Source organism: Rhizobium sp. LjRoot254 (assembly GCF_964254105.1).
Taxonomy (GTDB): domain Bacteria; phylum Pseudomonadota; class Alphaproteobacteria; order Rhizobiales; family Rhizobiaceae; genus Rhizobium_E.
In genome coordinates this window covers 5,008,442-5,020,649 of sequence record NZ_CAXUSM020000001.1, presented here as the reverse complement: position 1 = coordinate 5,020,649, position 12,208 = coordinate 5,008,442, and the positions used below count along the sequence as shown (strand labels likewise).

General features: G+C 62.8%; 8 protein-coding genes. 2 read left to right on the top strand and 6 right to left on the bottom strand.

Annotated elements, in window-relative coordinates; genetic code table 11:
* Nucleotides 1-3 precede the first annotated feature (3 nt).
* The 3 genes from ACSQ26_RS24745 to ACSQ26_RS24735 all read right to left on the bottom strand — a co-directional run bounded on the left by ACSQ26_RS24745 (nucleotide 4) and on the right by ACSQ26_RS24735 (nucleotide 2,369).
* Entirely contained in the window at nucleotides 4-291 is a 288-nt protein-coding gene (locus ACSQ26_RS24745) for a DUF2218 domain-containing protein (RefSeq protein WP_436013647.1), read from the bottom strand.
* Between the two features lie 82 nt (nucleotides 292-373).
* Complete coding sequence (locus ACSQ26_RS24740; RefSeq protein WP_436013645.1) at nucleotides 374-1,480, bottom strand: mannitol dehydrogenase family protein; 1,107 nt, start codon at nucleotides 1,478-1,480, stop codon at nucleotides 374-376.
* 7 nt (nucleotides 1,481-1,487) lie between these two features.
* A complete protein-coding gene (locus tag ACSQ26_RS24735; protein WP_436013643.1) occupies nucleotides 1,488-2,369 on the bottom strand; it encodes an FCD domain-containing protein in 882 nt (293 codons plus the stop codon).
* A gap of 342 nt (nucleotides 2,370-2,711) precedes the next feature.
* Here ACSQ26_RS24735 and ACSQ26_RS24730 point away from each other — a divergent pair, with 342 nt between their 5' ends.
* Together ACSQ26_RS24730 and ACSQ26_RS24725 are read left to right on the top strand one after the other, a co-directional pair.
* Nucleotides 2,712-4,016: a polyhydroxyalkanoate depolymerase gene (locus ACSQ26_RS24730; RefSeq protein ID WP_436013641.1), complete on the top strand. Its 1,305-nt coding sequence runs from the start codon at nucleotides 2,712-2,714 to the stop codon at nucleotides 4,014-4,016.
* A 207-nt stretch (nucleotides 4,017-4,223) separates the two neighbouring features.
* A complete protein-coding gene (locus ACSQ26_RS24725; RefSeq protein WP_436013639.1) occupies nucleotides 4,224-4,670 on the top strand; it encodes a DUF2852 domain-containing protein in 447 nt (148 codons plus the stop codon).
* Between the two features lie 366 nt (nucleotides 4,671-5,036).
* Here ACSQ26_RS24725 and trxA read toward each other — a convergent pair whose 3' ends face one another.
* The 3 genes from trxA to addB all read right to left on the bottom strand — a co-directional run bounded on the left by trxA (nucleotide 5,037) and on the right by addB (nucleotide 12,149).
* Nucleotides 5,037-5,357 carry a thioredoxin gene (gene trxA, locus ACSQ26_RS24720; RefSeq protein WP_436013637.1) on the bottom strand — a complete coding sequence of 107 codons (321 nt, stop codon included), beginning with the start codon at nucleotides 5,355-5,357 and terminating at the stop codon, nucleotides 5,037-5,039.
* A gap of 74 nt (nucleotides 5,358-5,431) precedes the next feature.
* On the bottom strand, nucleotides 5,432-8,968 hold the full coding sequence (gene addA / locus ACSQ26_RS24715; RefSeq protein WP_436013635.1) for a double-strand break repair helicase AddA: 3,537 nt from the start codon (nucleotides 8,966-8,968) through the stop codon (nucleotides 5,432-5,434).
* Nucleotides 8,961-12,149, bottom strand: coding sequence for a double-strand break repair protein AddB (addB, locus tag ACSQ26_RS24710; protein WP_436013633.1), 3,189 nt, complete (start codon nucleotides 12,147-12,149; stop codon nucleotides 8,961-8,963). Before addB ends, addA begins: the two co-directional genes overlap by 8 nt.
* Nucleotides 12,150-12,208: the final 59 nt, after the last annotated feature.

Genomic DNA, 12,208 nt, shown 5'->3' with positions numbered 1-12,208 from the left:
TGATTAAGCCGCTTTGGCCCAATCGAAGGTCAGTTCCTCGCGGAAGGCGAAGCGCTTCAGATGATCTGCCACCACGCCTTCCATCCGCTCGAGGCTGTCGTCCGGCGCCTCGAGCTTCAAGCGCAGCACGCCTTCGTCCGCTTCGAGGAACAGTTGCGCGCCCGACGGGAAATCGACGCGGCCCTGCCTGGGGTCGAACTCAGTCACCATCTTGTGCGACCAGTGCTTGCAGAGCTGCTGGAGATATTTGCTGCCGCTTTCGGTCTGAACGTTCGCGGTCGATAGGGCCATGAGCTTGCTCCTTGTTTTCCCAAGTTATGGCAAGCCGGGCATGGTTCCGCAATCGCGCGTGATGCGACATTGCGTTCATGAATCAGGTATTTCGCGACGCGTCGGCGGCCATGGCGCCCAGCATCAATGCGTCGGCGCCGCTCCATTCGAGAAATCCGCCCATCCGGCGCCGAATCTTTTCCTGGTGGTTCTGCGCGATGTCGGAGAGCCTATGCTTCAGGAACGGGTTTTCGAAGCGTTCGATGGTCTGCGCGACGTAAGCACGCGCCGCGCCACGCATGCCCTGTGCGGCAAAGCCGGGCAGCACCTCGTCCTCGTAGAGATCCTCGAGCCGTGCCCGCGCATCGGGCCGGTCCATCAGTTGTTTCACGGTCATGTCGCGCGGCAGATCGGATTTCAGCCAGCCGTCGGCGAGATAAGTATGGCCGAGATTGAGGATGAACAGCTTGAGCCGCTCATACCGGGCGATGTCGCTCGCCACCACCATTGCCGGATGCGTGCAGGGCAGGACCTGACCCGGCTGGCTCTCGATCGCCCAGAGCGCATAGGGTTCGGCAATCGCCCCCGCCGGCTCCAGTGGTTCGGATACGATCCGGTCGACCAAAGTGTTGGAAAATATCACCTTTTCCTCGAGCCAGGCGATGAATGGCTCGCCGATATGCCAGTCGCGCGCGAGCTTCAGCACGATGGCTTTGAGATTGTCGCCGTTGCGGGGAATGAGTTCGGCGGGCAGGATCGTCAGCGCTTCGCCGGATTGCTGGAAGCGTGCGAACAGCAGCTTCGTCAGCTTGCCGGGAAAGGACGCCGGGATCGCCTCCGGCCATCCGGCGCTCTCGGCGGAAATATCATAGCCCGTGTCGGCCGTGTTGCAGATGACGACCTTTGTTTCGCCGGCGAAGATTCGGGCTACCTCGTCCCATTGCGTCAGCGCCGACATGGCCCGCTTGACCGACATCACGCAACTCACCTTGTCGATGATCCTTCCGTCCTGCTTGCCGCGGATATGGATGAGAAACCCGTCCTTCGCCGCCAGTGCGGCGAGCCGCCGGCTTCGTTCGCCCGCCCCGGTCGTCTGCACGATGGTCACCGGTCCCAGAGCTTCCCCGCGTTTCATCGCCTCGCTAATGAAGAGATCGGCATGGGCCTGGAGAAAGCGGCTGGTTCCGAATTGCAGGACCGGTGTATCCATTTGCACCTCAGCCGGGAACGGATTGCAGGAGCGTTTGACGCGCGGAATTCAGATGCAGCCGACACGCCGCCTCGATTCGATCAGGATCGCGCGACCGGAGCGCCGCGATGTAATCGAGATGCTCGATCATCGCGCGCTCGTTGCGGGCACGGGCAAACGCCTTGTTCCACTGGTAGTGATAGTGGAAAATGAAGGCGATCACGTCGTAGAAATCCACCACGAAGCGGTTGCCGGATGCCCGGTGCACCAGAAGATGGAATTTTTCGTCGAGCGCCGAGAAATCCTTGTAGCGCGCATCGATGTCGGCGAGCAGCACATGGTGCTCGGCCTCGATCTCGTCGAGATCGGCCCAGGCCGGATGATCGTCGGAGAGATGGGCAAAGGACGCCGCCGACCTCAATTCGAACATTTCGCGCACTTCGGTCAGTTCCAGCGCGAAATCAAGGGTGAAACCCTTGAGAATCCAGTGGCTGTTCGGCCGCTTCTCGATCAGCCCGAAGCGCGAGAAGCGAATGAGGAATTCCCTGACGCTGGTCGTGCCGGTGCCGATCTCGCGGGCCAGCTCCGCCTCGTTGATCTGGGTGCCGGGTTCGGCGTCGCCGGTGAGAATCCGCTTCATGAAGCTCTTCTCGATGACGTCGTTCAGCGAATTGGTTTCCTCGTCGGGAAAGAAGTCCTGCACTTCGGGCCCGCGCAGCACCGTCTTGACGCGCTTGTCCCAATTGATCAGCCGCGCCTCGTGCATCCGCGTGAGGATCGCGCGCACGGTGGTGCGGCTGATGCCCAGCCGCTCGCCGAGCTCCGGCTCTGAGGGCAAGTTGTCATTGGTACTCAGCTCCGCCAGACAGCGGTTATAAGCTTCCTTGAAGACGGTATTCTGCCGCGCCATGCCGGGAGTCCCAATGTTACATCTCCATGACAATATTACCCATTGGCGGCCATCTGTCTATTGTCGATAAAAGACAAAAATCAAGCCAGACCCGCCATCCCGGGATCGAACCGACCGCACCAAAGGGAAGGTCCGATCAAGGCCGTGATTACGATTTGAAGTGGATAAGCCTGGCACAGGCAACATTGGTTACTACATATAGTCATACGAATTGATAGGTTGATCCGAATCGGAACAATCGGCTTTGTTGTTGATTAGGGGAAACCTGTTAGGTTCTTCGCGGTTGCAATAAGCACAAGACGGCAGACGGGAAGCCGCGGTGCGAAAAAGTAAGGCGTGTGAATGTTTTATCAGCTTTATGAACTAAACCATGCCGCAATGGCGCCATGGCGCGCTGCAGCAGACTCCATGCGTGTTGCCTATCGAAACCCCTTCAATCCCATGGCTTACACCAAGCTCGGCCGCGCATTCGCCGCGGGCTTCGAGGTTTTCGAGCGCGCCACGCGGCGCTACGGCAAGCCGGCTTTCGGCCTCGATACCACCGATATCGGCGGCAAGCCGGTCTCGGTCCACGAGAATGTGGTCTGGTCGAAACCTTTCTGCGATCTCCTGCATTTCGAGCGCTGTCTGCCGTCGGGCCACAAAAAGGATCCGAAGATCCTCATCGTGGCGCCGATGTCCGGCCACTATGCCACGCTGCTACGAGGCACAGTGGAAACGCTTCTCCCCGATGCCGAGATCTACATTACCGACTGGAAGGACGCGCGCATGGTGCCGCTGTCCGAAGGCCGCTTCGATCTCGACGATTATATCGATTACGTCATCGAAATGATCCATCACCTCGGCGAAGACACCCATGTGATCGCCGTCTGCCAGCCCTCGGTTCCGGTCCTTGCCGCCGTTGCGCTCATGGAGGAAGAAGGCGATCCGCTTTCGCCGTCGTCCATGACGCTGATGGGCGGCCCGATCGACACCCGCATCAACCCGACGGCCGTCAACCAGCTCGCCCAGGCCCGCCCGCTCTCCTGGTTCGAGGAGAACGTCATCATGCCAGTGCCGTGGCCGCAGCCGGGCTTCATGCGTCCGGTCTATCCCGGCTTCCTGCAGCTCTCGGGCTTCATGTCGATGAATCTCGACCGCCACATGATCGCCCACAAGGATTTCTTCTTCCATCTGGTGAAGAACGACGGTGAGCCGGCCGAGAAGCATCGCGATTTCTACGACGAATATCTCGCCGTCATGGACCTGACCGCCGAATTCTACCTGCAGACGGTCAAGACCGTGTTCATCGAACATTCGCTGCCGAAGGGCGAACTGACCCATCGCGGCAAGCCGGTCGATCCCTCGAAGATCAGAACGACCGCGCTGCTCACGGTGGAGGGCGAAAACGACGACATTTCAGGCCTCGGCCAGACCAGGGCGGCACAGACGCTCTGCTCGAGCCTCACGGACGACATGCGCATGCACTATATGCAGCCGGATGTCGGCCACTACGGCGTGTTCAACGGTTCGCGCTTCCGCAAGGAAATCGCGCCGCGCATTCTGAAGTTCATGAACGACCACGGCAAGACTGCGCGTGCGGCAGCCAAGCCCGCTATCCGCGTCATCGAGGGCGGCAGGCGCCGCATGGCCGCTTCCGGAAAGTAAGTAACGCCCTGATATTGTTAAGTATTGTAAAGCGGGCCGGAGCATGAAATTGCTCCGGCCCGCCGCTTTTCGTGCTGAAATATTGCTTGATTATCAAGCACCTGTCCGATTCCCGTCGCTAATGTTCTTGAAGGCCGCAAAATCCTTCCCACATCGATTGTACCGGTTCACGCTTTTGTGAGCCGTCTACTGCAAGGAACTGGAAAGATGTACCGCACTGCACCACTCATACGGCCCGATTGGACGCCGGCCACCATCGCGCTGATGGTCCTGGGTTTCATCGTCTTCTGGCCGCTTGGCCTGGCAATGCTCGCCTATATCCTCTTCGGTGACCGGCTGCATGCCTTCAAACGAGAGGCGAATGAAAAGATGGATGGATTCTATCGCAACTGCAGGCAAGCCGGCGGCTGGCACGGCCGCGGCCGTCACCATCGCCCTGACACAGGCAATGTTGCCTTCGACGACTGGCGCAAGGCCGAACTGGAACGCATCGAGGAAGAACGCCGCAAGCTCGACGAAATGCGCGCCGAGTTCGACAACTACCTCCGCGAACTGCGCCGCGCCAAGGATCAGGAAGAGTTCGACCGCTTCATGCGCGATCGCAACAACCGTCCCCCGGCCAACACCGACAACCACGAAGGCTTCTCCGGCTGATTTTTCGCCGGGGGAGTGCCAGAAGACAGGCCCGCGTTCCACCGCCAGGGACGCGGGTTTTTGCGATTGAGGACGTGTTTGCCGCCTTGCTTCTCTTCTCCCCTTGGGGAGAAGGTGGTCCGAAGGACCGGATGAGGGGTTGCGCGAAGCGCCCAATGCTATCGGGGGAACCCCTCATCGCCTCGCATTCGCTCGGCACTTCTCCCCAAGGGGAGAAGAGGACCTAAGCGGCCGCATCGCCAATCAAGGCAGGCTAAGCGACATTGACTTTACGAAAACAAAAAAACGCCGCGCACCTCTCGATGCACGGCGTTCCAAATTTCTACCGTTGCGATGACCCCATGTCACTGCATGGTTTCACGTGAATCACGCGGCGCCGGCGATCCAGGCGGTGAGCGCGGTCTTGGGGGCAGCCCCGACCTTGATGTCGGCAACCTTGCCGCCCTTGAAGATGGCGAGCGTCGGAATCGAGCGCACGCCGAACTGGGCGGCCAATTCCGGATTATCATCGATATTGAGCTTCACGACCTTCACCTTGCCGGTCATCTCGTTGGAAATTTCCTCGAGCGCAGGCGCGATCATCTTGCAGGGTCCGCACCATTCGGCCCAGAAGTCCACCACGACCGGTTCGGCCGAATTCAGGACCTCGTTCTGGAAATTGTTGTTGTCGACCTTCACGGTGGCCATGCGTCTCTCCTTTCGGGACGAAATGAATATGCGCTGTATGTGAGCATGCGGCGCCTACCTTTCAATGGGGTAAATCATTGGGGCGAAATAGCAAGCAGGGCTTTTTCAAGATCAGTGGGTTCGAGAGCATAAAGATGCGGACCTTCGGTATAAATCAGCAAGCATTCCACCGCTTTGCCGGCAAAAAGAGGTGATAAAACCTGGGCGTAGAGCGCCAGCTGCGCCCTGTGGGCAAAGGGGATATCCTCCCGTGAGGCCGGCGGCACCCGGTTGGTCTTGTAGTCGAGGATGAAGACCTTGTCGCCTGCCACCCCCATGCGATCGATTCGCCCCGAGACGGCATAATCGCGGCCTTTGATATGGATCGTGCCCATGATGGAGACCTCCGCGCGCGACCCCTCGGCAAACAGGCTGGCGAAGCGGGGGTCGGCGATCATCCCGAGCACATCAGTGGCCAGAGCCTGCCGCGCCGCCGCGCTCCATTGCGGCAGTGCGCGGTCGAGATAGCGCATCGCTGCACCCGGGCGTTCCGCTGGTTCGAAATCCGGCAGTGCCTGCAGCAGCCGGTGCACGATCTTGCCCTTCACCTGCGCGCCCGTGCCCGATGGCTTGTCGACAAACAGCGCCGAGGGCACGATCGTATCGCCCTCCTCATCGTCGATAATCGCATGCACGCCGGAGGGCGCCAGCGGGCGAGGCAGGCTTGGCATCAGCGCCAGCGGCTCGAACAGCGAATCCGGCAAACCAATCGCTTCGCCGGCTTCGCTACGTTCCACCCGATCCGCCGCCCGCGGCACCCGATCATGATGCCGCCATTTATAGCCCGTCCATTCGAACGGACCCGATCTGAACGTCACCGGCAGGCATTTGTCCTCGTTGCGGGAAAGTGCCGAGGTCGCCAGTTCCGCCCAGGTGCCCGGAACCAGCCGCTTCCTGCGATAGCCGCAGAGGATCAGCCGGTCCGACGCCCGCGTCATGCCGACATAGAGCAGCCGCCGGTATTCCTCCTCCGCCAATTCACCGAGCCGCGTGTCATCGGCGGTGGAAATCCGGTTCTGGTAATCCTTGGCAGGTACCCAGAACGGTATCGGCGCCTGGTCCTCGCCCCGCGACATCAATCTCAGTTTCGGCAGCATCGATTTGTCGAACGCCTTCGAGCCGCCATCAACCAGGAACACCACTGGCGCCTCCAGCCCTTTGGAGGCATGTACGGTCATGATCCGCACCTCGTCGCGGCCCTTGTCCTGCTCGCGCTTGATCTCGGGCGAATCCTGTTCGAGCGTGGTGACGAAACTTGTCAGCCCCGGAATGCCGGCCTCTTCATGCGACAGCGCGAAATTGAGGAATTCATCCAGCACGTCGCTGACCTCATGCCCGAAGCGCGCCAGGAATTTCTTCCGCCCGCCCTCGCGGCCCAGCAGCGCGGCATAGAAATCGTGCACCCGCATCGAGCAGGCCATTTTCACCCAGCGGACCAGCTTGTCGCGCATGTCAGCCCAACGGGCATCGGCGCCGGCCAATTCCTTTAGCCGGCTCCATACCGTCTGCTCGCCGCCGCGCAACCCGCACAGCATGTCGAGATCGTCCTCGCCCATATCGAAGAACGGGCTCTTCACCAGCGCTGCCAGCGACAGATCATCCTCATGCAGCAGCGCGAAGCGGGCCAACGCCATCAGGTCCTGTATGGCGATATGGCTCGACAGCACCAGCCGGTCGGTACCGGCGACAGGCACGGACCCGCTGCGCTTCAATTCCCGCGCTAAGGCCCCGGCAAAGGCATCGCGCTTGCGCACCAGCACCAGGATATCGCCGGCGGTGATCCGGCGCGGACCGTCCTTGGCGTCCAGCGTCTCCTTGCCCACCATGTCCTGGATCACCGCCGCCATGCGCTGCGCCAGCTGCACGATCGAAGACTTCTCCGCCGGCCGGTCGAACGGCGCCAGCCAGTCCTCATCCTCGTCTTCGTTGCCCTCCTCGGCAATGATGTCCCAGATATCCACCGCGCCGGCATGGTTCATGCGGTTGGAGACATGCACGACCGGCTCCCGGTCGGCGCTCAGCCCGCGCGCATTGCCTTCGTCCGAGAACACCTGGTCCACGGCGGTCAGCACATCCTCGGTCGAGCGGAATGATACCTGCAATTGCAACGGCTCGAACCGTTTCGAGCCCGAATCGGCGCGCTCCATGGCGCGGCGGCGTTCCATCGCAAACCGCTCCGGCCGCGCGCCCTGGAACGAATAGATCGACTGCTTCTCATCACCGACGGTGAAGATCGTGCGGTTGATCATCCGCGCGCTGGCGCCCGAGAAGAACTCGTCGGTCAGCGACATGATGATTTCCCACTGCGAGGGGCTGGTATCCTGCGCCTCGTCGAGCAGCAGGTGGTCGATGCCCTGGTCGAGCTTGTAATGCACCCACGGCCCGATCTCGCTCTTCTTCAAGAGCGCCTCGGTGCGGGTGATGAAGTCGTCGAAATCGAGAAAGCCGCGCTCCTTCTTCAGCGCCTCGTAGCCCGAGATCAGCCGCTCGGCCAGCACCAGCGCCGCCCGCGTCGCCTCGAACATCCGGAGAATCTTGAACTCCTGCCAGAGATCGGAAACGAAGGCCGCCGCCGCAACCATATCGGCGCACAGCGCGGGATCGGCCTTGCGCATCGCGGTCGTGTAGAAGCCGGTATCGGCATAGGGCAGTTCGTCGGATTTTTTCAGGAACGTCGCGCGCAGCAGTTGCAACCGCTTCACCGGGTCGCCCTCGCTCCGTGCCGCGCCCAGCGCATAGGCGCGCTCCTGGGCATTCTTGCCGCCGGTGCCATTGGCCAGCGCGATATAATCCTGCATCCGTCCTTCGCCCAGCCCGGGCAGCGGCCAGGCCCGCGCCGCGATCGACGCGACGCTTTCGGTGAGCCCGATGCCGAGCCCATTTCGCAGCGCCACCTCGATGCCCTCATGCCGCGCGGAATCGAAGAAGCGCTGTAGCGCCCCGCGCCGGCTAACGATCTCCTGCAACAGCCGGTCGAGGCCGAATTCGTCGGCAAGCGTCAACACGTCGTGGAAGGCCGCCGCCAGCGTGCTGTCATGCTCGGCCTGCGTCGCGGTCAGCAGTCCGCGCCGTGCCTCCGATAGCAGGCTCGCCGCCGCCTTGTCGTCCAGAACGTTGAAATGCCCGGCCACATTGGCCTCGAGCGGAAACTGGTGCAGCAGCGCCTCGCAAAAGGCGTGGATGGTCTGGATCTTCAGCCCGCCCGGCGTTTCCAGCGCCCGCGCGAACAGCCGCCGCGCATCGGCCAGCTTGATCGCGTTCGGCGTCCGACCCTCCATACCAGCGATTTCCTCGGAAAGCGCCGCGTCATCGAGCGAGGTCCAGCGCGACAGCCGCTCGAACACGCGGTTGGACATCTCGCTCGCGGCCGCCTTGGTATAGGTCAGGCAGAGGATCGAGGACGGCCGTGCACCATCGAGCATCAGCCGGATCACGCGCTGAGTCAGCACATGCGTCTTGCCCGAACCGGCATTGGCCGACACCCAGGCCGAATGCGCTGGGTCGGAGGCGAGGTTCTGCTTGCGGCGGGTCTCGTCGAGCACATCGGACGGCTGGAGGACGGCATCATTCATCGCCGGTCTCCTCTTCCAACTCGGCCGCCGACCACTCCGCCACCCGCGCCAGATGGTCGTATTCGCCGCCATAGTCGGCGTCCTTGAATGGCGCGACACGGCTCTTGAATCCGGCTTTCTTTTCTCTCAGCGCCTCCGTCAGTTTCGTAAGCTGGCTAATCGACTCATTCGCCAACTCGCTGGCCGATTTCCGGCTTTCCGGTTTGCCATAGGTGGAATTCTCGTTGTTGACCGTCTCCACCACGAATTTCGAGCCCGGTCGCAGCCGCATATAAATCAGGTCCTGCGTCTCATGCGCGCCGACCCCGAAGAAGCCATCGCCCTTCAGCACGGCGGCCTCCAAAGCCAATTGCGGATCGAGCAGCGTCCGCGCCACCTTGGCCGATGGCGATGAGCCGGTCTTGTAATCGACGATATCGGCCAGCCCGTCCTTGCGGATATCGATGCGGTCGGCGCGGCCCGTCACGGCGAGATGGTCGGTCACTTGCAGTTTTGCAGAACGCTCGACATAGGTCTTGCGGATCATCGGCCTGCGCTCGCTTTCCTTATCGAGAAAGGCGCGCGCCATATCGATCGCCCGCGGCCGCCAGACCGCATCGATATGCGCAGGAAGTGCCGCACGGTCGAAAACCTGATGCGTGATGTCCCTGATCCTCTCTAACGCGCTCTCCGCGCGCGGATCAACCCCGCTTTCGACGAAAAGCTGGACGATCTCGTGATAGATATTACCCCGGTCGGCCGCCCCCGGATCCTCGTTGAAGCCGTCGAGCGGATCGAGCCTCAGCACCCGCCGCGCATAGATCGCATAGGGGTCGCGCCGCAGCCGTCCGGCCTCGCTGAAGGAGTAGGACACCGGTTGCCGCCCCGCGTCAGGCGTCGGCGCCGGCCGCGCCGCGAATGGCTGTTCCTCGGCCCTGCTGCTCCGGTCGATCAGCCCGGCATATCGGCGGTAGCGCTCGCCGCGGGCGATCATCGCGTCGCCGATATGCTCGCCGGTGACCGACAACAGCCGTTGCACGAAGCGCGACGCCACCGATGGCGCGCCGCCCTGCCTCAGCGCCCGCGTCAGGATCAGCTTCCGCGTGCCCATGCCCATCACGAAATCATGTGCCGACTGACCGATCCGCCGCTCCGGCGGTTCGAGCCCGATCTCGGTCTTCATCGCTCGCGACAGGAAGGGATTGTTGGCGGTGGCGCCCGGCCAGGTGCCCTCGTTCAGCGCGCCGAGCACCAGCGTATCAACGCTCTGCAGCCGTGCTTCGAGCGTGCCCCAGATGAACACGCGCGGGTGGCCGATCGCCTTCGGCTTGATGCCGACGCCGGCTAACAAAGCGTTTGTGACATCGGCCCATTGCGGCCCTGTCGCATCCATGGTCTCGGCCGTTTCGATCAGGTCCTTGAGCAGCCCCGCCAGAGCGTCGCCCGCTTCGCCCGACCACAGCGTGCCGAGGCTGCCGCGCTCATCCCGGCACAGTGCTTCCAGCACCTTGCCCGTCGCCTCTGCCCAGGCGCCGAGCGGATGCTGCGCCCGCAATCCGTTGCCGTTGTCCGCCACCAGCATGCGCGCCAGCGGCTCGACGGCCGCTTCGATGTCGCGCGCGAGGTCCACGATCCGGCTCTGGCACTCCGCCGTCCTGAGCCGCATCTGCCAGCGCCTGGAGAACCTGTTCTTGCCGAGTTCCTCTATGGCCTGCAGCACCACGGGTGTGAGCGCGGCCGCATCGACCAGCGCCGTCCCGCCACGCAAGGCCAGCATTTCCAGCGCATGCGAGGCGCTGTCGAGCGCCTCGCGCTCGCGGCCGAGCCGCACCAGCGGATGCTTGATCAGGCTCGCCAGCGCCACCGGATCGCCGGGCCGGAGAATGCTTTCGAGCGCCAGCCGGATCAGGCTACCATGATGGGAGGCGGCGAGCGGCGTGCCGGCCGAATCGTCGGCCTCGATGCCGAACCGTTGCAGCTCGGCTGAGACGCGGCGCGCCAGCGTCCGGTCCGGCGTCACCAGTGCCGCCTGCACCGCAGGACCCTCGCTATCGAGCGCCAGTTTCAGTGCAATTGCAATGGCCAATGCCTCCTCGCGTTCGTTGTTTGCTTCTATCAGCGCGATCCCGGCGAAGGCTTCGGCCAGCAGGCCTTCATCCCGATCGCGAAATTTCTGATGGTTGACCTCGGCCTCCGCCGGCATGAAGGCCACGGACGCGGCCTCGATCCGCTTCGCCATATCCGGCGCGTCGGTCGCGAGCGGCGTCACCTCCTCGCGCTCGACGCCGAGCTTCCTGAGCAGATGAAACAGGCCATATTGCGGGTGGCTGCGGCTTGCCGGATCGGTGTTTTTCGAGCCATCAGCGCGGATTGCACCGGCCAGCGGCCAATCCGCACGCGGCATGGCCTGGTCGAGGCCCGGCAGCACCACCGCTCCATTGTCGAGGCGATGAATCGCGGCAATCAGGTCCGCCGTTGCGGGAATCGAGCCGGTCGAACCCGCCACGACGACCGGCCCATGGCTGCCATCACGCGCCACGCGGGCCGCCTCGGCGCGGATTGCGAGATTGCGATGCAAAGCCGGCGAAGAACGGTTGAGCTCAGTGAGCCGCGCCGGCCAGAATGCGCTGGCGACCTTGATGAATTCGCCTGTCAGCTCCCACCAGATGGCGCGATCGGCCTCGTCGAATGCCTTCAGCCCCTCCCAGCCCGTCTCCTCGGTTTCGACCGCGTCGATCAGTTCGATCAGGCTGCGCGCCAGCCAGATCGCGTCGGCGGGGCTCGCCGGCGCCACCAGCGGCGAATCGTCATGGATTGCCCTGAGCTTTTCCGGCAGGCGGTTGCGCCAGATCAGGATCAGCCGCGCCAACTCGATCAACCGCGTGAGATTGCCGACCGGCGGCAGCAGGTCGAGCAGGCTGTTCGGCTCCTCGTCGAAATAGCCGGCATCGTCATCGGTCTCGCCGAGCGGCCGGATCACAGGCAGGATCGCCGAGCGCCCACCCAGCAGATCGACGAATTCCGAGCGCAGCACGCGCGCGGCGCGGCGTGTGGGAAGGTAGATGGTGGTAGACGCGAGGCTCAGCGGATCAGCTGCATCGTATCTGAAGCCAGGAACCAGACGGCTCTCGCACAGCGACTGCGCCAGCACCTTCAGAAAGGGCGCGCCGGGCGGGATCGTGAAGACATTGCTTTTGGCCATGGTTCTCTCCGTCCCGATTGCTTCATTGCAAGGCGTGCCGTGGGACTCCCCCTCACCCC